14 protein-coding genes and 1 riboswitch are annotated in these 24,369 nt (G+C 73.6%); of the genes, 7 read left to right on the forward strand and 7 right to left on the reverse strand.

All coding sequences use genetic code 11. The annotated features are described in order from the left end of the window. Positions 1-457: 457 nt before the first annotated feature. A complete protein-coding gene (locus tag ACN6LM_RS15830; protein WP_018101704.1) occupies positions 458-1,012 on the reverse strand; it encodes a MarR family winged helix-turn-helix transcriptional regulator in 555 nt (184 codons plus the stop codon). 155 nt (positions 1,013-1,167) lie between these two features. Between ACN6LM_RS15830 and ACN6LM_RS15835 the strand changes: the two genes are divergently transcribed. After that, positions 1,168-2,463: an MFS transporter gene (locus ACN6LM_RS15835; protein ID WP_445066038.1), complete on the forward strand. Its 1,296-nt coding sequence runs from the start codon at positions 1,168-1,170 to the stop codon at positions 2,461-2,463. A gap of 9 nt (positions 2,464-2,472) precedes the next feature. Here the strand turns inward: ACN6LM_RS15835 and ACN6LM_RS15840 are convergent, their stop codons facing one another. Together ACN6LM_RS15840 and ACN6LM_RS15845 are read right to left on the reverse strand one after the other, a co-directional pair. After that, complete coding sequence (locus ACN6LM_RS15840) at positions 2,473-4,134, reverse strand: ATP-binding SpoIIE family protein phosphatase (RefSeq protein WP_445066001.1); 1,662 nt, start codon at positions 4,132-4,134, stop codon at positions 2,473-2,475. A 179-nt stretch (positions 4,135-4,313) separates the two neighbouring features. Next, a complete protein-coding gene (locus tag ACN6LM_RS15845; RefSeq protein ID WP_445066002.1) occupies positions 4,314-5,630 on the reverse strand; it encodes an NAD(P)/FAD-dependent oxidoreductase in 1,317 nt (438 codons plus the stop codon). Between the two features lie 419 nt (positions 5,631-6,049). Between ACN6LM_RS15845 and ACN6LM_RS15850 the strand changes: the two genes are divergently transcribed. Both ACN6LM_RS15850 and ACN6LM_RS15855 read left to right on the forward strand, forming a co-directional pair. After that, positions 6,050-6,928: a TetR/AcrR family transcriptional regulator gene (locus ACN6LM_RS15850; protein WP_445066003.1), complete on the forward strand. Its 879-nt coding sequence runs from the start codon at positions 6,050-6,052 to the stop codon at positions 6,926-6,928. A gap of 220 nt (positions 6,929-7,148) precedes the next feature. Continuing rightward, on the forward strand, positions 7,149-9,176 hold the full coding sequence (locus ACN6LM_RS15855; protein WP_445066039.1) for a sigma-70 family RNA polymerase sigma factor: 2,028 nt from the start codon (positions 7,149-7,151) through the stop codon (positions 9,174-9,176). Positions 9,177-9,224: 48 nt separating this feature from the next. Here the strand turns inward: ACN6LM_RS15855 and ACN6LM_RS15860 are convergent, their stop codons facing one another. Then, a complete protein-coding gene (locus ACN6LM_RS15860) occupies positions 9,225-12,743 on the reverse strand; it encodes an AfsR/SARP family transcriptional regulator (RefSeq protein ID WP_445066004.1) in 3,519 nt (1,172 codons plus the stop codon). Between the two features lie 177 nt (positions 12,744-12,920). Beyond that, on the reverse strand, positions 12,921-15,032 hold the full coding sequence (locus tag ACN6LM_RS15865) for an asparagine synthase-related protein (protein ID WP_445066005.1): 2,112 nt from the start codon (positions 15,030-15,032) through the stop codon (positions 12,921-12,923). A gap of 1,248 nt (positions 15,033-16,280) precedes the next feature. Between ACN6LM_RS15865 and ACN6LM_RS15870 the strand changes: the two genes are divergently transcribed. The 4 genes from ACN6LM_RS15870 to ACN6LM_RS15885 all read left to right on the forward strand — a co-directional run bounded on the left by ACN6LM_RS15870 (position 16,281) and on the right by ACN6LM_RS15885 (position 21,749). Further along, positions 16,281-17,858: a sporulation protein gene (locus ACN6LM_RS15870; protein ID WP_445066006.1), complete on the forward strand. Its 1,578-nt coding sequence runs from the start codon at positions 16,281-16,283 to the stop codon at positions 17,856-17,858. 92 nt (positions 17,859-17,950) lie between these two features. After that, the gene (lhgO, locus tag ACN6LM_RS15875) at positions 17,951-19,201 is read left to right on the forward strand and encodes an L-2-hydroxyglutarate oxidase (protein ID WP_445066007.1); all 1,251 of its coding nucleotides are present in this window, start codon (positions 17,951-17,953) and stop codon (positions 19,199-19,201) included. A gap of 71 nt (positions 19,202-19,272) precedes the next feature. After that, positions 19,273-20,139, forward strand: a complete 867-nt coding sequence (gene trmB, locus ACN6LM_RS15880) for a tRNA (guanosine(46)-N7)-methyltransferase TrmB (RefSeq protein WP_445066040.1) — start codon at positions 19,273-19,275, stop codon at positions 20,137-20,139. A gap of 50 nt (positions 20,140-20,189) precedes the next feature. Then, on the forward strand, positions 20,190-21,749 hold the full coding sequence (locus tag ACN6LM_RS15885; protein WP_445066008.1) for a PrsW family glutamic-type intramembrane protease: 1,560 nt from the start codon (positions 20,190-20,192) through the stop codon (positions 21,747-21,749). A 42-nt stretch (positions 21,750-21,791) separates the two neighbouring features. Here ACN6LM_RS15885 and ACN6LM_RS15890 read toward each other — a convergent pair whose 3' ends face one another. Both ACN6LM_RS15890 and ACN6LM_RS15895 read right to left on the reverse strand, forming a co-directional pair. Then, positions 21,792-22,736 carry an aldo/keto reductase gene (locus ACN6LM_RS15890; protein ID WP_445066009.1) on the reverse strand — a complete coding sequence of 315 codons (945 nt, stop codon included), beginning with the start codon at positions 22,734-22,736 and terminating at the stop codon, positions 21,792-21,794. A gap of 167 nt (positions 22,737-22,903) precedes the next feature. Beyond that, complete coding sequence (locus ACN6LM_RS15895) at positions 22,904-24,073, reverse strand: M23 family metallopeptidase (RefSeq protein ID WP_445066010.1); 1,170 nt, start codon at positions 24,071-24,073, stop codon at positions 22,904-22,906. A gap of 11 nt (positions 24,074-24,084) precedes the next feature. Next, a riboswitch (cyclic di-AMP (ydaO/yuaA leader) is annotated at positions 24,085-24,238 on the reverse strand. Positions 24,239-24,369: the final 131 nt, after the last annotated feature.

Genomic DNA, 24,369 nt, shown 5'->3' on the forward strand with positions numbered 1-24,369 from the left:
TTTGTACTCACCCTCGCGGGCTTTCCTCCGGGCGCTTCCCTTCGGTCTTGCGTTTCCGACTCTATCAGACTCTTTCGTGTCCGATTCCCGGTCGAAGCGGGTCAAGCAGTTTTCGCTTTCCAGTTCTTCGCTTTCGCGTTTCCCTTTCCGGCGAGTCCGACTCTATCAGATCCTTTCGGGCCTGATTCCCAGTCAGCGGGGCTTGTCTTCCGGGCTGTTGGGCCCTTCCGACGTCCAAAACTCTAGCGGATTTTCCCGGCGGCTCATAATCGGGCCTTCGAAATGAATTTCGGCATGCCGAAAATTTCCCGAACGGGAGATCGTGCTGAGTTTGGTGTGCCGCGTCTGCGGCAGGATCGATCACCGCAGAACCGTTCAGGCTCCGCGGCAACCCGAAGAACCTTACGGATCGCCAAGGGGTGTGTCAACCCTCTCCCTGCCTGGCCTGGAGGGGCACTCAGTCCAGGTCCGTGAGCCTGCCGCCGGCGTCCGGCTGGGCGTGCTCCACCCTCCGCAGCAGGCGGGTCAGCATCGCGCCGAGCACCCCGCGCTCCTCGCCGTCGAGGTCCTGGAGCAGGTCCGCCTCGAAGTCCGTGGCCATCCGCATCGCCTCCAGCCACTTCGTACGCCCTTCGTCCGTCAGCTCCACGATGACCCGGACGCGGTTGTTCTCGTCGCGGTCGCGGGTCACCAGCCCCTCGCCGGCCATGCGGTCGATCCGGTGCGTCATCGCGGCCGGGGTGAGCCCGAGCCGCTTGGCGAGCTCACCGGGGCCGAGGCGGTAGGGCTCCCCTCCCAGGACAAGGGTCTTCAGAACCTCCCACTCCGCGTTGCTGATGCCGAGCGCGGCGAGCTGTCTCCCGTACGCGACGTTCATCCGGCGGTTCAGCCGGCCGAGCGCGGAGACGACCTGTTCGACCTGGGGGTCCAGGTCGCGGTACTCGCGCTGGTAGGCGGCGATCTGCTCGTCGAGGCTCGGCTCATCGAGTCCGGGCTCGGTGGTGTCGGACATGGCGCGCAGTATGGCATGCCACCCATAGCCGTCGAAGTCCTTCGGTTCGTAGTGTTCACCATCTAACTTTAGTGATAAAGTCTTCGGGTTCGAGTCGTTCGATCTGGACGGCTCAGAGTTTCGAGAGCTTGAGGTAGGTGAGTGTGACCAGGGAAATGGGCGCAGCACTGCGGCGGATCCAGCTGGGGAGCGCGCTGAGCGCGTTCGGGCTCGGGTTCACCGTTCCGTACCTGTACGTCTATGTGGCGCAGGTACGGGATCTGGGCGCCGGTACGGCGGGGATCGTGCTGGCTGTCTTCGCCATGGCGGCCCTCGCCGTCCTACCGTTCACCGGCCGGGCGATCGACCGTCGCGGACCACTGCCCGTGCTCATCGCCGCCTCCGGTGTCGCCTCCCTGGGCGCCCTCGCGCTCGGCGTGTCCTCGCAGGTGACCACCGCCGTCCTGGCAGCGGCCGTGCTCGGCGCGGGTACCGCCGTCATGCAGCCCGCGCTCGCCACCATGCTCGTCCGGTGCACCGGCGCCGCCACCCGCACGCGCGCCTTCGCCATGCAGTTCTTCCTGCAGAACCTGGGCCTGGGTATCGGCGGCCTGGTCGGCGGGCAGATCGTCGACACGAGCAGCCCGGCGTCGTTCACGCTGCTGTTCCTGATCGAAGCGGTGATGTTCCTGGTGCTCGGCGTCATCGCGGCAACCGTGCGGATGCCGAACGCGCCCGTGAGCGCGCCGGCGACGGTGGCCGGGGCGCCGGCGGCCCGCGGCGGGCTGCGTGCGCTGCTCTCGCACCGCGCGATGGTGCAGCTGTGTGTCCTGGGCTTCGTGCTGTTCTTCGCCTGCTACGGACAGTTCGAGTCCGGGCTCGCGGCGTACGGCACCGAGGCCGCCGGGATCGACCCCGCCACGCTCGGCGTGGCGCTGGCCGCCAACACCGCCGTGATCGTCGTCGCCCAGTTCGTGGTGCTGCGTCTCGTGGAGCGCCGTCGGCGCACCCGTGTCATCGCGGCTGTCGGCCTGATCTGGGCCTTCGCCTGGATCGTGGCCGGTTACGCGGGCCTGGGGCACGGCAGCCAGACCATGGCGACGGCCGCGATGATCTCCACGTACGCACTGTTCGGCCTCGGCGAGTCCATGCTGTCGCCGACCGTCGCACCGCTGGTCGCGGACCTGGCGCCGGAGTCGATGGTGGGCCAGTACAACTCGGCGTTCGCGCTCTGCAAGCAGCTCGCGCTGGCCGTCGGCCCTGCCGTGGGCGGTCCTATGGGTGCCTCGCTGCACGGCCCGTACATCGCGACGTTCGTCGTGTTCTCGCTGGGCATCACCGCGCTCGCGCTGCGCCTCGGTCGACGGCTCACCCCCGTACAGGACCAGCCGTCGCTCGCCCATGCGCCGTCGCGGGTGGTGGCCGTCTCCGTGCCGGAGAGCGCGCCGGCACCCGTGGCCACCGCTCGCTGAGCGCGGACGCTACTGCGGCAGAACGAACTCGCACCACACCGCCTTGCCGCCGCCCGGCGTGCGGCGGCTCCCCCACGACGTGGCGATCGAGGCCACGATCGAGATGCCCCGGCCCGCCTCGTCCGCCGGTTCGGCGCGGCGGCGGCGCGGCAGGTGGTCGTCGCCGTCGGTCACCTCGATGATCAGCCGGCGGTCCGTGCGGCGCAGGCCGAGGCGCATCGGCGGCGTGCCGTGCTGGAGGGAGTTGGCGACCAGCTCCCCGGCGGCGAGGACCCCGAGATCGCACAGCTCCACCGGGAATCGCCATGAGGCGAGCACGCCCGTGGCGAAGGCACGGGCGCGGGGAGCCGCCTCGATGCCGCCGAGCAGATCGAGCGAGGCGTTGTGGAACAGCTCGGCGGCGGCGCCCGTGCGCGCCGGATGCTGCACCACCAGGACCGCCACGTCGTCGTCGTGCTCGGCGGTCACGTTGAGGGAGCGGATCAGCCGGTCGCAGACGACCTGCGGCGCGCCCGTCGCTCCGGACAGCGCCCGCTCCAGCGCGCCCACGCCCTCGTCGATGTCCTCGCTGCGGCGCTCGACCAGCCCGTCCGTGTAGAGGACGGCGGTGGAACCTGGCGGCAGCGGGATCGTGCCCGACGTGTGGATCCAGCCGCCGGTGCCGAGCGGCGGGCCGATCGGGTCCTCCGCCCGGCGGACGGTGCCGTCCTCCTCGCGCACCAGGATCGGCAGGTGGCCCGCGGAGGAGTAGACGAGCAACCCCTCGTTGGGATCGTGCACGGCATAGGCGCAGGTGGCGATCTGGCTGGCGTCGATCTCGGCGGCGAGCCCGTCGAGCAGCTGAAGGACCTCGTGCGGCGGAAGGTCCAGCCGGGCATAGGCCCGTACGGCGGTGCGGAGCTGCCCCATGACGGCGGCGGCGCGCACCCCGCGCCCCATCACGTCCCCGATGACCAGTGCGGTGCGACCCGCGCCCAGGGTGATGACGTCGTACCAGTCGCCGCCGACCGCGGCGTCCGTGCCGCCCGGCTGGTAGGTGGCGGCGATCCGCAGGTCGTCCGGCTGTTCGAGCTCCTGCGGGAGCAGGGAGCGCTGGAGCGTGACGGCGGTCTCCCGGTGCCGGCCCTCGCTGGCGCGCAGCCGCTCGGCGGCCTCGGCGTGGTCGGTGACATCGGCCGCGTAGACGAGGACTCCGCCCTCGCGGCCCTTCTCCTTGTCGGGGCGCACGGGCGTGCAGGTCACGGTGTACGAACGGCCGTCGGCGGCCTTGCGGGACTTGACCGTGCGCGGGGTGCCGCTGCGCAGGACCTGGTCCATGAGGGGGAGCAGGCCGATCTCGGTCAGTTCGGGCATGACCTCGGCGGCCGGGGCGCCGCAGGGGCGGGGGCCGAAGGCGGCGGTGTAGGCGTCGTTGACGTAGGCGACGTGGTGGCCGGTGCCGTGCACCAGGGCGACGAGGGCGGGCAGCCGGCCCAGGATGTCGCGTGCGGAGAGGTCCTCCAGATCGGGCGCCGAGGGCAGGGGGACGCCGACGGGCCCGCCCTGCGGCGGGGCGGCGCCCGGTTCGGCCCGGGCGTACTCGGCGCGGGCCGCCGGTACGGAGCTGTGGTCCTCCCGGGCGGCGCGACGCTGCGTACCGGGGAGGCGGGCGCTCCAACGCGTGAAGTTCACGGAATTTCTGGCCTCGTGTGTCGGTCTGGTCCGCTCGGGCGGGTGCTTCCTCTGCCAGGGCGTCGGGCGCGTTCGTCGCCCCTGGGGCGGTCTTCGCTGGTCACTGTCGGTTGCTGCCGGCCGGGTCACTCTGTGCAGATGTGGGCCCACCCATGGTCACACGTCCAGTGTGTCGGACCCTACTGACAGTCGTCCCCGTCGGGCCGCGGCCGGCGTCCGGCGGCGAGTTCGAACTCGGCCCGGGGATGTTCCAGGGAGCCCAGGGAGACGATCTCGCGTTTGAAGAGGCCCGCGAGCGTCCACTCGGCCAGGACGCGTGCCTTCCGGTTGAAGGTCGGGACCCGGCTCAGGTGATACATGCGGTGTATCAGCCAGGCCGGATAGCCCTTCAGCCGTCGCCCGTAGATGTGTGCGACGCCCTTGTGGAGTCCGAGCGAGGCGACCGAGCCCGCGTAGCTGTGCCGGTAGTCGGTCAGCGGCCCCCCTTCGAGCGCGGCGGCGACGTTGTCCGCGAGGACCTTCGCCTGGCGGACGGCGTGCTGGGCGTTGGGGGCGGTCGTACGGCCGGTTTCGACGGCGGTGAGGTCGGGTACGGCGGCGGCGTCTCCCGCCGACCAGGCATGCTCGGTGCCCTCGACGGTCAGCTTCGCGGTGCAGACGAGCCTGCCGCGTTCGTCCAGGGGGAGGCCGGTGGCGGCGAGGAGCGGGGCCGGTTTGACGCCGGCCGTCCACACGAGGGTGCGGGTGGGGAAGCGGGAGCCGTCGCTGAGGACGGCGACGCGGTCCTCGCAGGAGTCCAGCCGGGTGTCGAGGCGTACGTCGATGTTGCGTCCCCGCAGTTCCCGTACGGCGTACCGGCCGAGGGATTCGCCGACCTCGGGCAGGATGCGGCCGGTGGCCTCCACGAGGATCCACTTCAGGTCCTCGGCCTTGATGTTGTGGTAGTACCGCGAGGTGTAGCGGGCCATGTCCTCCAGCTCCGCGAGCGCTTCCACGCCCGCGTAGCCGCCGCCGACGAAGACGAAGGTCAGGGCGGCGTCACGGAGGGCGGGGTCGCGCGTGGCGGACGCGATGTCCATCTGTTCGATGACGTGGTTGCGCAGCCCGATGGCCTCCTCGATCGTCTTGAAACCCACACCGTGGTCGGCGAGGCCGGGGACGGGGAGCGTGCGCGAGACGGACCCGGGGGCGAGGACGAGCTCGTCGTACTCGATCTCCAGGGCGCCGGTGCCGTCCTCGCCGCTGGCGAGAGTGGTGACCGTGGCGGTGCGCTTGGCGTGGTCGATGGCCCGGGCCTCGCCGATGACGATGGTGCAGTGCGGCAGGACGCGGCGCAGCGGTACGACGACGTGGCGCGGTGAGATGGAGCCGGCGGCGGCCTCGGGGAGGAACGGCTGGTACGTCATATAGGGCTCGGGCGCGACCACCACGATCTCGGCCTCGCCGCTTCTCAGTCTCTGCTTCAGCTTCCGCTGGAGACGCAGCGCTGTGTACATCCCGACGTAGCCCCCGCCGACCACAAGGATGCGCGCACCCGACGGGGGGCCGGGGGGTGTGCCCCCGGAAGCTGAAGCCATCACCACCCCATGACGCAACGTGCACCGGAGTTTGTCCACAGCCCCGGCAAATTGTGTGACCGGAGGTCGTGGACGGGCCATTGGTGCCGGACGGCCCGCTGGTAAGCAAGCTTCGCAGGTCAGGCATCGCGGTACGGGGCCGGGACGGGGATCAAGTGGTGACCAACCGGTCCTTGCGCCGATCGGGGGGCGCTCCGGGCGGAACTGCCCTCTTCTGAATTGACCCTCGCTCAACTATGTTCGTATGTCGTCGGGGTGTCGGACGGTGCAGATCGGTCCCCCCGCGACGGACACGGCGGGAGTCTCCGGGGGGAGACGTCATAACCGGGGGAACAGTTATGGACATTCAGGAAACGCATTGGCCGGCTACTGCTGTCACGCCTGAAGAAAACGGGCGCATCGGGGCAGTTGGCACGCTCAACGGAACGGGCGGCACCGCGACGGCCGCTCCTCCGGCGGCGGTGAACGGGCTGGGCAACGGACTCGGCCCCCAGCCCGGTGGCGCGTCGGCGCACGCCCGATCGGCGCCACTGCGGGTGGACGCGCAGCGCAACCTCGAGCACGTGCTGCGCGCTGCGCGCGAGGTGTTCGGGGAGCTGGGGTACGGGGCTCCGATGGAGGACGTGGCCCGCCGGGCCAGGGTCGGCGTCGGCACGGTCTACCGCCGCTTCCCCAGCAAGGACGTGCTGGTGCGCCGGATAGCCGAGGAGGAGACCTCCCGGCTGACCGACCAGGCGCGTTCCGCGCTCGGGCAGGAGGACGAGCCGTGGTCGGCGCTCTCGCGCTTCCTGCGGACCTCCGTGGCCTCGGGGGCGGGGCGCCTCCTGCCCCCGCAGATACTGCGGGTCGGTGTCGAGGCCGAGGACCCGACCGCGGTCGGGGAGGCCGGCGAGACCGCGGGGGACGAGCCCCGGGTGCCCCAGCAGCGGCAGGAGACGGGCACGGCCGCGACCCGGGCGGTGTCCCGGCAGCGGCCCGGGTCGGGGACCGGCGGCGAGGACCTGGGCGTCGGTGCGGCCGAGCTGCTGGAGGTCGTGGGAAGGCTGGTCGACCGGGCACGGACCTCGGGCGAGCTGCGCCACGATGTGACGGTCTCCGACGTCCTGCTGGTCATCGCGACGGCTGCCCCCGCGCTGCCGGACGCGGCCCAGCAGGCGGCGGCCTCCACCCGGCTGCTGGACATCCTGTTGGAGGGACTGCGCTCACGGCCCGAGTGACGGGTGCCGGGCGCGGGGCGGGCCGCGATGCCCTGCCTCTCGCCCACCGGTACGTCGGCCCAACCCCTGACACCTTCCCCGAATGAGTGCCCACTAGTGCTCACATTCGGGGAGGACGCCCCGGATGAGTGGTTGGTGAGGCCGAGGGCCCGGCGCGTCGGCGCTCTGTGGCACGCTGGCCCGGTATTCGGGTCCGATGGCGCATACGGGGGCGTCCGCGATGAGCGGTGACGGGCAGAGGGAAGAGTCGTACGACGGTGTGTCCACCGCCGACGGCGGTACGGAGCCGGCCGGTTCGCCCGGGCACCAGGTACCGAGCCAGGCCGTCCCCCGCCACCAGGACGTCGACACGGACGCGGACGACCCCGGCGGAACGGTCCTGCCCGGCCCCTGGCCGACCGCACCGGTCGAGGACGACGATGCGGCACGAGCCTCCGGGAGCCCCGGCGCGGGCTCCGCCGAGACCGTCCCCGCCGTGCCGAAGCAGCGAGCGGGCCGGGGCTCAGGCAGGGCGGACGGGGCGGCGGGGCCTTCGGACGCGCAGTTGATCCAGCGCATGCGGGAGGGCGACGACCTCGCCTACGCCGAGTTGTTCCGGCGCCACTCCCAGGCCGTCCGCCGCTACGCCCGCACCTGCTGCCGGGACGCGCACACCGCCGACGACCTGACCGCCGAGGTCTTCGCCCGGACCCTGCAGGCGGTACGGGGCGGCAAGGGGCCCCAGGAGGCGGTGCGCGCCTATCTGATGACGGCGGTCCGGCATGTCGCCGCCGCCTGGACGAAGACCGCGAAGCGCGAGCAACTGGTGGACGACTTCGCCGCGTTCGCCGCGCAGGCCGCCCGGTCCTCGGAGGTGTCCGACGACGACACCCTCGACCTCGGCGCGGACGTGCTCGCGATGCACGAGGCCGAGCAGTCGATGGCGATGCAGGCGTTCCGCAGCCTCCCGGAGCGCTGGCAGGCGGTCCTGTGGCACACCACCGTCGAGGAGGAGTCGCCCAGCGACGTCGCGCCCCTGTTCGGGCTGACCGCCAACGCCACATCGGTGCTGGCCAGCCGGGCACGTGAAGGGCTCAAGCAGGCGTATCTGCAAGCCCATGTGAGCCAGGCGCTCACCTCCGGCGGCGACTGCGCGCGGTACGCCGACCGGCTCGGCGCCTATGCCCGGGGCGGGCTACGGATGCGGGCGGAGCGCGGGCTGCGGGGGCATCTGGACGAGTGCGCGAAGTGCCGGGTGGCGGCGGGCGAGCTGGCCCAGGTCAACGCCGGTATCCCCGCGCTGCTCCCGGTCGCGGTCATCGGCTGGTTCGCCGCCGGGTACGTCCTCAAGGCCGCCGGGATCGTGGCGGGGGGCGCGGTCGGCGCCGCCGGGGCGAGTGCCGCCGCGGCGGCGACCGGAGGGGGCTCGGCCACGGGTACGGCGGGTGGTGCGGCGGCCTCCGAAGGGCTCGGCGCACCGGCCAAGGCCGGCATCGCCGCAGCGGTGGCCGTCGCGGCGGCGGCCGGCCTCGTCTGGGCCCTGGTGGGCGACGACAGCCCCCGGCCCGAGGCGAAGCCGGTCCCCAAGCCCCCGGCCGTGGCTCCCGCCGTGCCCTCGCCCACGCCCCCGAAGCCGGCCCCGCCGGAGCCGACGCCCCCGAGGCCCGCGCCGCCGGTCCCCCCACCGCCGAAGCCGACGCCCACGCCCACGCCGGAACCGACGCCGACGCCGACTCCCCGGCTGACTCCCACACCGACACCGACGCCCACTCCGCCGCCGAAGCCTTCCACTCCACCGCCCACCCGGACTCCGCCGCCTCCCGCGCCGGCGCCGGACGTCTACCAGGTCAGCGAGCTGGGCTACACGCTCCTGGGCGACCACACCGCACCCGAGGTGGTCCTCGGGGAGAGCGGCTGGGTCTGGCAGCGCTCCGGCATGTTCGTCGGCGGCACGCGGTACGCGCACGGGGTGACCGTCAACAACCGTTCCTCGGTGGTCATCCAGCTGAACCGCCAGTGCGCCCGGTACGAGGCCATGGCCGGGGTGGACGACCTCACCCGGGGTCTCGGCGCGGTGCGGTTCTCGGTGTTCGGCGGGGACGGGAGACGGCTGTGGCAGTCCCCCGTGGTGCGGGGCGACAACCCGGCCGTGCCGGTCGGAGTGGATGTGGCGGGCCAGCAACGGATTCGCCTGGTGGTCGAGCCGGAGCGGCCGTTCGGCGGGGTCGCCCTTGCGGACTGGGCCGAGTCACGCATCAGCTGCCGCTGACGACCGCGGGGCCCCGCTTCCGCCCTCGGCGCGGCCGGACCGCGCCTGTCACGGCAGGTCCGCGACAATCTCCTGCAGCAGCGCGATGACGTCGTCCAAGGACAGCCCGTGGCCCGCTGCGCGCTCCTCCTCGCAACGCGCGGAGCCCAGCGCCTCGCGGCACAGGCGCTCTGCCGCATCGGTTTCGGCCTGCTCCCCCTCGGTCCGAGGGCTCGACGCCCGCCGCCAGTCGACAGCGGCGGCGGACACCCGGACGGCCACCGCGTGATGACCGAGCCTCGCCAGGACCGACACCGCGCCGTCCGCCAGATGCCCCGTGACGATCTCGGCGCACCGGGCCTCCTTGGCCGCGACGAGGGATGCGGTCAGCGCGCGCGCCCCGGCGACGAGGCCGCCGCCGGGCCCCGGCTCGTACACCGCGATGCGGGCCGACAGGCCGGCCATCGCCACGGTGAAGTGCGACGGCGGGCCGCCGCGCCCGGCCTCGTTCAGGGCGACCGTGAGCAACCGCCGGGCGTCCGCGATGTCGCCCCGGTAGAACGCCATCGTGGCACGCAGATAGTGGACGTACGCGGTGGCGTCGTGGGCCTGGTGGCGTTCGGCCTCGGCCTCCGAACTGTCCAGTCGCTGGTGGGCGTCCGCCAGGTCGCCGGTGCGGTAAGAGAGTTCGGCGAGCCGGGCCAGGAGGAACGGGGCCTCGGCATGGGCGCCGACCTCGCGGGCGAGCAGCAGCGCCTCCTCGTACGCGGTGCGCGCCTCGGCATAGCGCCCGCGCATCATGCCCGCCTCGGCCGCCGCGCTCGCCACCTGGGCGCGCATCCAGCGGTCGCCGACGCGGCGGCTCAGGGTGCGCAGCTCGTCCAGATCATCGTCGATCCCGGGCATGCCGCCCGGCATGTCGACCACCATGTGCGCGCGGAACATCAGGATGACGCCGTACTCCCACGGGCCCCCGTGCGCGCGGGCGTTGTCGACCGCCGCGTCGATCTTCTGCCTGGCGTCCTCCGACGTACCGGTGAGATACGCGGTCATCGGCCAGAGCAGTCCCGGGAACCGGACGCTGTGGGTGAGTGAGGTGGCGAACGCGTCGGCCACCCGGGCCACCAGCGCGTGGAGCGCGGTGTCGTCGTGCGCCATCGCGGACTGCCCGCTCTCCGCCGCGAAGAAGAACCACAGCATGTGCAGGTTCATCCGGGGCCAGTACCGGGGGTCCGACTCGTCGGTGGGCTCGGGCCCGATAGCTCGGGCCTTCCGGGTCCAGGACAGGCCCTCGGAACGGTAGTTGCGCAGCCACCAGAACCAGCCCATGCCCAGCACCAGACGGGCCGCCTCCCCTTCGGCGGAGGCGGCGGGCGAGGTGGTGCGCTGGAGGGCGGCCCGGATGTTGTCGAGGTCGGTCTCCAGACGCTGGATCCAGGGCAGCTGGTCGCCGGAGCGCAGGAGCGGCTCGGCCTCCTCGACCAGAGCGAGGAAGTACGCGGTGTGCGCGCGCTCGGCGGCCGCGCGCACCTCCGGGTCCTCGGCGCACCGCTCGGTGGCGTACTCGTGGATGGTCTCCAGCAGGCGGTAGCGCATCGCGCCGTCCGCGCCCGGGGCGGCGACCACCAGGGACTTGTCGACCAGCGCCCCGAGCAGGTCGGCGGTGTCGGCGGTGGGCCCGCCGGGGACGGCCGGTGTCCTGATGACCGCTTCGGCGGCGGCCAAATCCCAGCCGCCCGCGAAGACCGAGACCTGCCGCAGGGCCGTGCGCTCGTCCTCGTCCAGAAGGTCCCAGGACCAGTCGACAACCGCACGCAGCGTCTGCTGGCGAGGCAGTACGGTCCGGCTGCCGCCCGTCAGCAGACGGAACCTGTCGTCGAGCCGGTCCGCGATCTGACGCGGTCCGAGCAGACGGAGCCGGGCGGCGGCCAGTTCGATCGCGAGCGGCAGCCCATCCAGCCGACGGCAGATCTCCGCGACGGCGTCCGCGTCGTGCGCGGGCCCCTGGCCGGGGTCGAAGCCGGGGCGCACCGCCCTGGCGCGCTCCGTGAAGAGGCGGTGCGCGGGGTCGGCGGGGAGGGGGCCGACCGGTCGTACGGACTCGCCGGGGACCCCGAGCGGTTCCCGGCTGGTGGCGAGGATGCGCAGATTCGGGCAGCGGGTCAGCAAGGCCTCGGCCAGGGCGGCGGCGGCGCCGATGACGTGCTCGCAGTTGTCGAGGACGAGGAGAACGGGCGCGGGGCGGGCGCCGTGGCCAAGGCGGTCGACAAGAAGGTCGACCGGGTCCGCTCGCGGGGGCGCGCCATCGAGGGCGGTGTCCCGCAGCAGGGCGGTCTCGCGCAGCCCGAGCGCGGAGAGCACGGCGCCGGCGACGGCCTCGGGGTCCTCGACGGGTGCGAGTTCGGCGATCCAGATGTCCGGAGGAGCGGAGTCGGAGATGGACGCCAGGTGTGCGGCCGACTCCTCGGCGAGACGGGTCTTCCCGGAGCCGCCGGGACCCGTGAGGGTGACCAGCCTCGACCGGGTCAGGTCGTCGCGGATGGCGCGCAGTTCGGGCTCCCGCCCCACGAAGGAGGTCAGCCGGGGACGCAGATTGCTCCGACCGGGTTTCACGTGAAACAACCCGCTTTCGGCGGGCGCGGGTGCCGGGGCGAGGAGTTCGCGATGCAGGGCGACCAGTTCGGGGCCGGGATCGGTGCCGAGCCCGTCGGCGAGGGCCCGGCGCGCATCCTCGTACGCGGCGAGCGCATCGGCCTGCCGGCCGTCGGCGCGCAGCGCCCGTATCAGCTGGGCCCGAAAGCGTTCGTCGTACGGGTGGGCGGCGGTCAGCTCGGTCAACTCGGCGACCAGGGCGGCGGCGGACGGGGCGAGGGTCTCGCCGGGCTCGGCGGCGAAGGGCTCGGCAAGGGCGGCCATCCCGGAAGCCGGCTCCGTGGCGTCCCCGGCCTCCGTAGCCCGGGCGAAGCCGGAGACCTCGGCGGCTGCGTCCCCCACACCCCCGGCCGCCGCAGCGGTGACCGCGGCGCGCCCCGCACGCGGAGCCGTGGGCACGGCGCCGAAGCCCGTACCCCCGACGCCGCCCGTCGCGCGGCGCAGGTCCGCCTCGATGCGGCGTTCCAGGGCGGCGAGACGGTGGGCCTCGGGGCGGAGCGCATGACCCTGGTCCCCGCCGGGCAGATCGGCCAGGGCCGGGCCGCGCCAGAGGGCGAGGGCGCTCCGCAGAGTCCGGGCGGCCTCGTCCGGCGCGCCCGCCTCCAGTTCGGCCCCGCCCCGCCGGGCCAGCCGCTCGAATACGTAGAGGTCGACGTCGTCCGGGCCGGCCGTAAGGCGGTAACCGCCCGGCGTACTGGCCAGTGCCTCCCGGCCCAGCACCCTGCGAAGCCGCCCGACGAGGGCCTGGAGCGCGGCGGGCGCGTCGGCGGGGGGATCGTCCGCCCAGACGTCGTCCACGAGGTCGGCCACGGGCACGGGGCGGCCCGGCCGCAGAGCGAGGGCGGCGAGAAGGGCACGCAGCCTGCTGCCGCCGAGGGGCAGCGCGCCGCCGTTCTCGTCTCGCGCCTCGGTGGCGCCCAGGATCAGATACCGCACGTCACCATTGTGTCCCGGCGGAACCCCCGGTGAGCAGCGGTCGGACGAACCGGGACGTCTGAGGACGAACCGGCCCCGGCAGCGGCCCCGCTCCCGGGACGCCGGAGGACGAGCCCACCCCGGCGAGACCCCACCCCCGGGGACGCCCGAGAACGAACCCGCCCCGGCCCGCCCCTCTCACCCCTGAAGCGAGCGCCGGGCCGGGACCACACCCCCCGCCACCGCGCGCTGGCGGGGGGCCGCCGTGCCGGTCCAGCAGGTGCCGCGCCGGGAGACGAGGCGGCGCAGCCACAGTTCCGTGGAGGCGAGCTCGGCGAGGCCGTCCAGGGGCAGCGGCTCCCCCTCGGAGGCCGCGCGCAGGGCCTTGCGTACGACGCGGGCCTCCACCAGTCCGGCGTCGGCGAGCAGCGGGGCGTCGAAGAGCGCGATCAGCTCGGGCAGGGCGGCGCGCAGCCCGGTCCGGGTCACCGCCGTCGAGGTGTGCTGCGAGGGGGTGCCCCAGCCGGGAGGCAGCTCGTGGATGCCCGCGCCCGCCAGCACGCGGCGCAGGATCGCCGCGCGGGCGCCCGGCTGGACCCGCAGCGACTCGGGCAGCGCGCGGGCCGCGCGTACGACCTGGTTGTCCAGGAAGGGGGCGTGCAACCGCTGGCTGCGGATCTCGGCGGCCTGCTCCAGGATGCGGTGGTCGGCGGCGCTGCGGGCGAGGGCGGCCCTCGCCCGGGCCTCTCCGGGGCGCTGGACCGAGGAGGGGCGGATCGCCGCCTCCTGAAGGCGAACCGATACTTCTGCCAGTGCCTCTCCGGTCAGCCACCGGGCGGCAGGCCCTGGTCTCGACCAGGCGAGTGCGGCGAGCGAGGCGTCGGCCGGGGTGTCGAGCCCGGGCGCGAGGCGGTTGGCGTCGGGCAGCCGGCCGGCGGCCGTTTCGAGGCCGGTGCGGTAGGACGTACGGGCCAGCTTGCGGGCCGCCCGGTACACGGTCAGCGGTACGAACAGCGAGTGCGCGGAGGGGCCTTCGGCCTTGGCGAGGGCGGCGACCGGGCGCAGCAGGTGGCGGCGGCGCCGGTCCATCAGCAGGTCGGCGAGGCGCGCCGGGTGGGCGTCGAGCACCTGCCGGGCACCTGCGCCCACGAAGTGGTCGGCGCTGCCCGCCGAGAGCCGGCGCCGGTGGCGTTCGGCGAGGACGAGGGAAGGGGCCGGCTCGTCGGTGAGCGGGCCGGCGCCCAGCTCGGCGTAGGGCAGGGCCTCTTCGCCCGCCGCGACGACGACGTGGTGGAGCCGGGGGTTGGCCGCGATGGCACGGGCTCGTTCGAGTTCGGGTTCGTGGGCGCGGGTCGTCAGGTCGTTGAAGGTGACGGCGAGCAGCCGCTCCCCCGCCCCGGTGCCGTGGCCCAGGATCGTGCCGGGCAGCCCGGGGAGACCGGCGGCGAGCAGGGCGAGGGTCGCCGACGCGCTGCCCCCGGAGAGGTCGGCGCCGATGCCCGGCACGGGGGCGCCCCGGGCGGCGCGGCGTTCGGCCGGGCCCATGCCGGGGACCGGGCCGGGGTCGGGCGGCAGGGTCTCCGGCGCGTGGCGCGGGGCCAGGAGCCGGGCGCGTACCGCTTCGACCAGGGCGTCGCGCACCCCGTCGACGGCGCTCACCGGGTCGAGCTCGGGCGCGGCCACGGCGAGGGAGGCCACCGCCTCGTATCCGGTGATCTCCCGCGAGCCCTCGCGGAGGATCAGGGCGTGTCCGGGCGGGATGCGCTTCACGCCCGCGTAGGGGGTGCCGTCCCGCAGCGCCTCCGGGGTCTCGGGGCAGGCCAGCAGGGCGGCCAGGTGGCCGATGTCGAGCTGGGCCTCGATGAGGTCGGCGAGCGGCAGCGCGGCGGTGGCGTACGCCGTGCCGCCGGCCCAGGGCGTGTAGAAGACCGGGCGGGCTCCGGCGAGGTCGCCGACGACGGTGATCCGGCGGCCGATCTGGACGACGACCGTATAGCTCCCGGTCCACGCGGTCAGGTGGCGCAGGGCTCCGCCCCGGGCGGCGAGCAGGCCGACGCGCAGCTGTTCGTCGGTGGCCCCGCAGCAGCCGAGAACGGCGAGCCGGACCATGGGGGCGCCCTCGGCGGTGTCCACCCGGACGGTACGGATCTCGTCGGGCCGCCAGTCGCCGACCGCCCAGAGCGGATCGGGGTCACCCCACAGGAGTTGGGAGCCCACGGGGTGCATCGTGCGCCCGTCGTCGCCGCCACCGACCGCCCCGGCCGTGCCGAAGCTCGCGGCGATACTGCTCCAACCCACCAACCAACGCATCGCCGCCTCCACAGGCTGTGGACAAAAGACGGCGCGACAGGCAAGCACCCGGAGAACTCCGGTGACGATCGGCGCCGTTGCGGACATGCTGCCACGACAACGGCGTGCAGGAGTGGCTACGGACGGCGCACGTCGTGAGCGCATGCGCCCCTGGCAAAGGCCGCGAGGCGGATGCCGGGACGCGCATGCCGCGCAAGGCCCGCGCGCGTCGCCCGGGAGGGCAACGGAATGACGGATTCCGGGCGTTGCTTTCCCCTGCACGGTCCCGCGTGAACGGCCCCCTTCCAGCCAGGCCCCGAACCCGGGTCGCGCGGCGGCGGAACGGTCGGCACCCCCTCCGGCCCGACCTCGCCCGACCGTCGACATCCGGCCAATCTCGGCACCGAGGGGAACCGTTGATCTCATGATGCGTTGACCGATTCATATGCGTTTAACCGCATTTCATCGGTGCCACCCCTGTCAGCGCACCCGCGGGGCCACGCCCCTGCCGCGCCGCCGGCCCACCCCTCCGGAACACACGGTCCGGGAGGCGGGCCTCGCCCCCCGGACCGGTCCACCGCCTGCGGGGAACGAGGCGGCGATATCCCCCAGCCCCCTGCTTCGAGCGCAGCGGGCCGATCCACGCAGCACCCATGCAAGCGCCGCCTCCGGGACCGGGCCAGAGCGCACGTGCGGGCGCACGGCCACACACCGGGGTGCACGCACCGAGCCCTCGGCGGACCCCGACCGACCCGGCCGGGGGCGAGCGGAACGGCAGCTGACGCGTACGCCCCGCGCGCCGGTCCGCGCTGGTCGGCGGGCGGCGGGAGCGACGGGACGCGGCCCGTGCACCGCTGCGGCGAAGCGGAATCGCACACCTCCACCGGCCGGCCCGCACCCCGCCCCGGCGATCTCCACTCCTCCTCCCCCGCACCCCCGTCTTTTCCCCGCTCTTCCTTTTCTCTTCCTCCGCCGCGCGTTCGCCTCCACCGCCTCATCCGCCCCTCACGCCACTTCCCGCCCCACGGCACTCCGCGAGTGGCCGGGACGGACAACAATCCCGCCATACGGACGTCCGGCCCTTAACGGTAGGGATGCGACGAACTACGCTGGGTGCACTGATGTTCTCTGCAGGGCGGCATATTCCCCGGGGCACGGCCACATGCGTGTGCGGGCGGAGTGACAGGGTTCGTCCTTGGGGAGAACACGGTACGAATGCCGCGCGCCGAGACGGTGACGCGGCTGCCGTCTGTGTGTCGAGGGGTGGCCATGTCCAGGGAGCAACGAGGACCGAACGAGAAGCTCGGCACCGTTCTCGCCCTCGCGGGAATCAGTAACGCCGGGCTCGCGCGGCGGGTCAACGACCTCGGGGCGCAGCGCGGACTGACCCTCCGCTACGACAAGACGTCCGTCGCCCGGTGGGTCTCCAAGGGCATGGTGCCCCAGGGTGCCGCGCCCCATCTCATCGCCGCGGCGATCGGCGCCAAGCTGGGCCGGCCCGTTCCGCTGCACGAGATCGGTCTCGCCGACGCCGATCCGGCGCCGGAGGTCGGCCTGGCGTTCCCGCGCGACGTGGACGCGGCCGTCCGGTCGGCGACGGATCTGTACCGGCTGGATCTGGCCGGGCGACGCGCGGGCAGCGGCGGGATATGGCAGTCGCTCGCGGGCTCGTTCTCCGTGAGCGCGTACGCCACACCCGCGTCCCGCTGGCTGATATCCCCCGCCGACCCGTCGGTCGCGCGGGCACCGGCCACCGCCGGGGGGCAGCCGCCCGGCGCACACGGCGCACCGGGGGCGCACGGCCCCACCGGGGCACCCACCCAGCCGGGCACCCCCGCATCACCCGCCCAGGCGACCGGCACGGCCACCGGCCACAGCCTGCTGATCCCGGCGCAGCCCGGCCCCGAATCCGGAGCCGACGCCTCCTCGCTGCGCGTCGGTCACAGCGACGTCTCCAAACTCCGCGAGGCCGCCCAGGACGCCCGCCGCTGGGACTCCAAGTACGGCGGCGGCGACTGGCGCTCCTCGATGGTCCCGGAGTGCTTACGCGTGGACGCGGCCCCGCTCCTGCTCGGCTCGTACAGCGACGAGGTCGGCCGTGCGCTGTTCGGCGCGGCGGCCGAGCTGACCAGGCTCGCCGGCTGGATGGCCTTCGACACCGGCCAGCAGGAGGCGGCCCAGCGGTATTACATCCAGGCGCTGCGCCTCGCGCGGGCGGCGGCCGACGTGCCGCTCGGCGGCTATGTCCTGGCATCGATGTCGCTTCAGGCGACCTACCGCGGCTTCGCCGACGAGGGCGTCGACCTCGCGCAGGCCGCCGTCGAGCGCAACCGGGGCCTCGCGACCGCCCGCACGATGAGCTTCTTCCGCCTGGTCGAGGCCCGTGCGCACGCGAAGGCGAACGACGCGCCGGCCGCGGGGGCCGCGCTCAAGGCGTCCGAGAGCTGGCTCGAACGCTCCCGGGAGGGCGACGCCGACCCCGCGTGGCTGGGCTTCTACTCGTACGACAGATTCGCGGCCGACGCCGCCGAGTGCCACCTCGACCTGAAGGCGCCCCGCCAGGTCCGGCGCTTCACGGAGCAGGCGCTGTCCCGGCCCACCGAGGAGTTCGTCCGCTCGCACGGGCTGCGGCTCGTCGTGTCGGCCGTCGCCGAGCTGGAGTCGGGGAATCTGGACGCGGCCTGCGCGGCGGGCACCCGGGCCGTGGAGGTGGCGGGCCGCATCTCGTCGGCGCGGACCACGGAGTACGTACGCGACCTGCTGCACCGCCTGGAACCGTACGGGGACGAGCCGCGCGTCGTGGAGCTGCGCGAACGCGCCCGCCCTCTTCTGGTCGCCCCGGCATAGCGGTCCCGATTCCCGGGAAGCGCCACGCTGGCCACACGGGTTCGATTGCGTTGTCAGTGGGTCAGTGCACTATCGGGGTGGGAGGTGGCGTGATGATGACGCACGCGGCGTACGACTGCGATGTGCTGGTGATCGGCGGCGGGATCGTCGGCCTGTCGGCCGCGTACGCGCTCACGCGCACCGCGCCGGGCACCCGTGTGACCGTGCTGGAGAAGGAGAGGGGCCCGGCGCGCCACCAGACGGGGCGCAACAGCGGGGTGATCCACAGCGGGATCTACTACCCGCCGGGCTCGCTCAAGGCGCGGTACGCACTGCGCGGCAGCGCCGAGATGACCGACTTCTGCCGGGAGCACTCCATCGCCCACGCGGTGACCGGCAAGCTGATCGTCGCCACGGACCGCGCCGAGCTGCCCCGGCTGCACGCCCTGGTGCAGCGCGGCCGCGCGCACGGACTGCCGGTGCGCGAGCTGGGGCCCGCGCAGATCGCCGAGTACGAGCCGAAGGTGCGGGGCCTCGCCGCGATCCGGGTCGGCACGACGGGCGTGTGCGACTTCCGGGCGGTCGCCGGGCGCCTCGCCGACGAGGTGCGCGGAGCGGGCGGCGTGATCCGCTTCGGCGCCGAGGTCACGGCGATCGACCGCCGCCCCTGGGGCGTGGGGGTGCGCACGGCCGACGGACTCGTGGTCCGGGCCAGGGTGCTGGTCAACTGCGCGGGACTGCACTGCGACCGGATCGCCAGGCTGGCCGGCGACGACCCGGGGATGCGGATCGTGCCGTTCCGGGGCGAGTACTTCGAGCTGGCGCGGCCCGAGCTGGTGCGCGGGCTCGTCTATCCGGTGCCCGACCCGGCGTTCCCGTTCCTCGGCGTCCACCTGACCCGGGGCTTCGACGGCTCCGTCCACGTCGGTCCCAACGCGGTGCCCGCCGCCGCCCGCGAGGGCTACGGCTGGCCCGTCGTCCGGCCCCGCGAGCTGATGGACACGCTCAGCTGGCCGGGCTCGTGGCGCATCGCCCGCAGACACTGGCGGTACGGGGCCGGCGAGGTGCACCGCTCACTCTCGAAGCGCGCGTTCACGGAGGCGGTCCGCCGCCTCCTGCCCGAGGTCACGGAGGACGACCTGCGCCCCTCGCCGGCCGGGGTCCGCGCCCAGGCCGTGCTCCGGGACGGCACGCTGGTGGACGACTTCCTGATCCGCGAGGCCCCGCACACGGTGCACGTGCTGAACGCCCCCTCGCCCGCCGCCACCGCCTCGCTGCCCATCGGCCGCGAGGTGGCCCGGCGCGCCCTGCTCCGTGCCCGGGCAGCCGGCTGGAAGCCGCCGGAGCGCGCGGCGGCGGGGTGATCCCGGGCCCGTCGGCACCGGACGCCCCCGGACGCCCGGCCCCGTAGAATCAGGGCATTGTGTCTGAGCCCATGAACCCCTCCGGCCCGACGCCCGGCGACCCCGCCGAGGCGGACGGCACCACGTCCGACGCACCCGACGCCACCGCGCCCACCACCGCCGGAATCCCGGACGACGTGCGGGCCGCGTCCCTGGAGCGCGCGCGCCGGATGCGTCAGCAGCCCCGCTTCCCCGGCGGCCCCGCGGCCGACCCGGCCGGCTCGCACCACGAGCGCCGCATCCGCAGCTTCCAGCCGCGCCGCAGCCGGGTCACGCCCGGCCAGCAGAACGCCCTGGAACGGCTCTGGCCCAAGTGGGGCCTGGACATCGACGGGTTGAGCGTCCTCGACCTGCCCGCCATGTTCGACGGGCTCCCGGTGGTGCTGGAGATCGGCTTCGGCATGGGTGAGGCCACCGCGCAGATGGCGGCCGACGACCCGGGCACCGGCATCCTCGCCGTCGACGTGCACACGCCCGGCCAGGGCAACCTGCTCGGTCTCGCCGACCGGAACGGCTCGACCAACGTCCGGGTCGCCAACGGAGACGCGATCATCCTGCTGCGCGAGATGCTGGAGCCGGAGTCGCTGGACGGGCTGCGAGTCTACTTCCCCGACCCGTGGCCCAAGTCCCGCCACCACAAGCGGCGGCTGATCCAGCCGGAGTTCCTGGACCTGGTGGCGGGCCCGCTGAAGCCCGGCGCGATCGTGCACTGCGCGACCGACTGGGAGCCGTACGCCGAGCAGATGCTCGACGTGCTGACCGCGCATCCCCGCTTCGAGAACACGGTGGCCGACGGCGGCTACGCCCCGCGCCCCGCCTTCCGCCCGCGGACCCGGTTCGAGGGCCAGGGTCTGGGGAAGGGCCACGTGGTGCACGACCTGCTCTTCGCGCGCGTCTGAGCCGGACGGAGACCATGGCCGTTGTCGGACCCGCTCGTTAGGGTCGAGGGGTGTCCGACGGGTCAGTTCAGCGACAACGGCGGGATCAGCCGGCCGTCCCGGTGCTCCAGGAGCAGCGGGTCGGCGAGATCCTGGCCGCCGTGCCGGCGCGTGGCCAGTGGCGCTACCGTCCGCGCCGCGTCGGCCTGCTCTGGCGGAACCGGACGTGCCGAGTGGTCGCCGTCTTCACGCTGCTCGCGCTCTGCGGGGTGGTGATCCTCGCTCTGGTCCGCGACCAGACCGGCACCGACGGGTTCCTCGTCGGCCTGGGCCTGGCCGTCCTGCCGGTCCCGGTGCTGATGACCGCCTTCCGCTGGCTGGACCGGGTCGAGCCGACCCCGTGGCGGAATCTGCTGTTCGCCTTCGCGTGGGGCGCGTGCGCGGCGGCCCTGGTCGCCATCCTCGCCAACTCGTTCGCGACCAGGTGGATAGCCGACAGCGATCCGGGGAACGCGGACACCCTCGGCGCCACGGTCATCGCGCCGGTGGTCGAGGAGAGCGCCAAGGCGGCGGCCGTCCTGCTGCTCCTCCTCTTCCGCAGGCGGGAGTTCACCGGGATCGTGGACGGCGTCGTCGCCGCCGGCTTCACGGCGACGGGGTTCGCCTTCACCGAGAACATCCTCTACCTGGGCAACGCCTTCGGTGAGGACCAGCAGACGGATTCCGGCTTCGCGGCGGTGACCGTGGTGACCTTCCTGGTCCGGGCCGTGATGACCCCGTTCGCCCACCCGCTCTTCACCGTGCTGACCGGCATCGGTCTCGGGATCGCCGCGAGCAGCGCACCCGGCAGGCGGACGCGGCGCATCGCGGTCCCGGTGCTCGGCCTGGTCCTCGCGATGGGCATGCACGCCCTGTGGAACGGCTCGGCGACCTTCGGCCGGTACGGCTTCTACATCGTGTACGGGGCGTTCATGGTCCCGGTCTTCGCCCTGGTGACCTGGCAGGTGGTCCGGGCCCGCCGCAGGGAGCTGCGCTCCCTGGCCGTCGAGCTCCCCGCGTACGCCGAAGCCGGCTGGCTCACCCCCGACGAGCCCCGCGCCCTCGCCTCCATGCGGGCCCGCGCCCTCGCCAGGAACGCGGCGCGCCGACGGTACGCGGCGAGCGTCTCCAGCCATCAGCACCACCCGGCGCACGCGAAGGCCGGCGCCAAGGAGGCGAAGGAGCGCGGCAGGGCGGCGGCGCGTGCGGTCGCCGAGTACGAGGCGTTCGCGACGTCCCTCGCCTCCCTGCGCCGGCAGGCCGGACGGGGCAGGGCGGACCCGGACTTCGCCGCGCGCGAGCTGGAGCTGCTGCACCACCTGTGGCAGCGCCGCGAGATCGCGGGGCCGGCCCTCGCCTACGCGGCCCGGGCCACCCACCGTCGGCCGCCCGGCTACACGGCCGCCTGGCCGCCTGGCCGGCCGTACGCGGGCACCCCCACGCCGTACGCGTACGGCGGCCCGCCCCCGTACAACGGCAACCCGAACCCGTACAACAGTCCGTCCCCGTACCCGGCGCAGCCGTACGGCCAACAGCCCTACCGCCAACCGCCCTACACCTCACCGCCCTACACCGGCGGGCCACCGGCCTGACCCGTGTACGGGCCGGCGGCCTCCGCACGGGCGGAACGCGGGCTAGGCCGAGGCCGCCGTCAGCGTCGACAGCTCCTCGTCCGTCAGCTGGAGACCGGCGACCGCCAGCAGGGCGGGCAACTGGTCGACCGTGCGGGCGGAGGCGATCGGCGCGGCGACCGTCGGGCGGGAGGCGAGCCAGGCCAGGGCGACCGTGGCGATCTCGGCGTCCCGGTCCCGCGCCACCGTGTCGAGGGCGGCGAGCACCCGCCGGCCGCGCTCCGACTCCAGATGGCCGGCCGCGCTCCCGGCCCGGGCGCTGTCCACGGTCGTCCCCGGGCGGTACTTGCCGGTGAGGAAGCCGGCGGCCAGCGCGAAGTACGGGACGGCCGCGAGCCCCGCGTCGGCGGCGGTGTCCTGGAGCTCACCCTCGTAGGTGTCCCGCGAGACGAGGTTGTAGTGCGGCTGGAGCGCCACGTAGCGGGCCAGGCCCTCGCGTTCGGAGAACGCGAGCGAGGCGCGCAGCCGGGCGGGGCTGATGTTGGAGGCGGCGATCTCGCGGACCTTGCCCTCCTTCACCAGCTCGTCGAGGGCGGTGATGATCTCCTCGACCGGGACGGTCTCGTCATCGAAGTGTGTGTAGTACAGATCGATGTGGTCCGTGCCGAGCCGGCGCAGCGACTCCTCGGCGGCCGACTTGATCGTCGGCGCCGAGAGGCCCTTGTAGCCGGGGAGGGCGCCGACCTTGGTGGCCACCACGACGTCGGACCGGTTGCCGCGCGACGCGAGCCACTTGCCGATGACGGTCTCCGACTCGCCGCCCTCGTTGCCGGGAACCCAGTGCGAGTAGGCGTCGGCGGTGTCCACGAAGTTGCCGCCGGCCGCCGCGTACGCGTCGAGGACGGCGAAGGACCGCTCCTCGTCCGCGGTCCAGCCGAAGACGTTTCCACCGAGGCAGAGCGGGAAGACCTGGAGGCCGGACGGGCCGAGATTACGCAGTGAAGTCATAGGGGGAACAACGGTTTCCACCCGCTCCGCTATTCCGTGCCCCGTACATCCAGCAGGCTGCGCCCACGCGGACCGGCGGCCCTGACGTCGGGGGGTGTGCGTCAGGGCTGCCGGGGTTCGGACGGCCGCGTACGGGAAAGGGCCGGGTCCTTCGGGGGAAACGGACCTCAGACGGTCAGACCGCGGGCGCGCAGCCAGGCCATCGGGTCGATACCGGTGCCGTCCGGGGTGTGGACCTCCAGGTGGAGGTGCGGGCCGGTCACGTTTCCGGTCGCGCCGACGCGGCCGATGGTGTCACCGGTGGTGACCTTCTGGCCGACCGTGACGCCGATCGAGGACTGGTGGCAGAACCACAGCTCGGTACCGTCCTCCAGCTCCAGCACCGTGCGGTATCCGTAGGCGCCGGACCAGCCGGCCGACTTGATGGTGCCGGTGTGGATGGCCTTGATCGGGGTACCGGTCGGAGCCGCGAAGTCGAGGCCCGTGTGGTAGCCCGAGGACCACATCGATCCGGCCTCGCCGAACGTCGAGGTGATCGTGTACGAGGAGGTGGGGATGGCGTAGCTGGCGGCGAGCTTGGCCAGGCGCAGGGCCTCGGCCTTCTTCTTCGCGGCCTCCTCCGCCTTCTTCTTCTCGGCGGCGGCCTTGGCCTCGGCCTCGTCCTGCTGCTTCTTCGCCTCGGCGGCGGCCTTCTCGGCAGCCGCCTTCTCCTCGGCCGCCTTCGCCTCGGCGTCGGCGGCGCCCTGCTGCTGTTCGGCCTGCTGGAGGATGCGGGCGCGCAGCGCCTCGCCGGCGTCCGTGGTGCCCTGCTCGGCCTCGGCGGTGGTGATGCCGGCGGTGGTCAGCGGTGCGGCGGCGGTGGCGGTCGCGGGGGTTTCGGCCTCGCTCTCGCCGGAGAACAACGCACCTACGCCGGGAAGGGACTTGGCGTCGGGGAGATTGTCCGCGATGGAATCGGGAAGAGAGATGGAGACCGGCGGTTTGCTCTGCGCGGTGGCCATGCCGCCCGCGCCGACGGCCGCGATGACACCGACGCCGAGGACGGTGGAGCTACGGGCCAGACCATTGCGCTGCTTGGCGACACGGTGCTTGCCACGAACGGGACGGACGGACTCCTCGGTGGGGTTCCATTCCTCCCAGGCCCGCTCGGAGTCGGCGTCGTCGGCGCGGAAACCGCTGCCGAAAACGGCACCGGTGCCGAAGCCGTTGCCCCGATCGGTCACGTAGTCGCTTCCCTGTTCCGGCATGTACGCGGCGCCGGGAACGGACACGGAGTCGGCACCGTATTCGGGCACGAACCGGGAAGGTGATTCGGGGGCAGGCTTGTTGGACGCCACGCGGGCGCACTCCTTTCCTTCCTTCTCGCCTACCGGGTTAGCTGACGGGTTCGGAGCAGGAAGGTCTCCTACGGACCCCTCCGCCTCTTGTGAAGACGAAGATGCCCGATTCACCCCATGTAGGTGGTTCCCCGGTTCCCTTGCGGAATTCGGCGCACGCGCGCGGCGCCGCCCCTGACGACGGCTGGGACAACCGCGCTGCGTTATCGAACGTTAATAGACAGACGGGTCCGATTCCAAGCTGTTCCCACTGATCGTTCACGCGCACGGCCTGGACTTTACGGGACACAACCGGG

Source organism: Streptomyces sp. SAS_281 (assembly GCF_052542855.1).

Coding starts and splice junctions, on each gene's coding strand:
- ACN6LM_RS15865 (WP_445066005.1), bottom strand. CDS start 15,032: ATGCGTTGGTTGGTGGGTTGGAGCAGTATCGCCGCGAGCTTCGGCACG.
- ACN6LM_RS15855 (WP_445066039.1), top strand. CDS start 7,149: ATGAGCGGTGACGGGCAGAGGGAAGAGTCGTACGACGGTGTGTCCACC.
- ACN6LM_RS15870 (WP_445066006.1), top strand. CDS start 16,281: ATGTCCAGGGAGCAACGAGGACCGAACGAGAAGCTCGGCACCGTTCTC.
- ACN6LM_RS15845 (WP_445066002.1), bottom strand. CDS start 5,630: ATGTACACAGCGCTGCGTCTCCAGCGGAAGCTGAAGCAGAGACTGAGA.
- lhgO (WP_445066007.1), top strand. CDS start 17,951: ATGATGACGCACGCGGCGTACGACTGCGATGTGCTGGTGATCGGCGGC.
- ACN6LM_RS15830 (WP_018101704.1), bottom strand. CDS start 1,012: ATGTCCGACACCACCGAGCCCGGACTCGATGAGCCGAGCCTCGACGAG.
- ACN6LM_RS15835 (WP_445066038.1), top strand. CDS start 1,168: ATGGGCGCAGCACTGCGGCGGATCCAGCTGGGGAGCGCGCTGAGCGCG.
- ACN6LM_RS15890 (WP_445066009.1), bottom strand. CDS start 22,736: ATGACTTCACTGCGTAATCTCGGCCCGTCCGGCCTCCAGGTCTTCCCG.
- ACN6LM_RS15850 (WP_445066003.1), top strand. CDS start 6,050: ATGGACATTCAGGAAACGCATTGGCCGGCTACTGCTGTCACGCCTGAA.
- trmB (WP_445066040.1), top strand. CDS start 19,273: ATGAACCCCTCCGGCCCGACGCCCGGCGACCCCGCCGAGGCGGACGGC.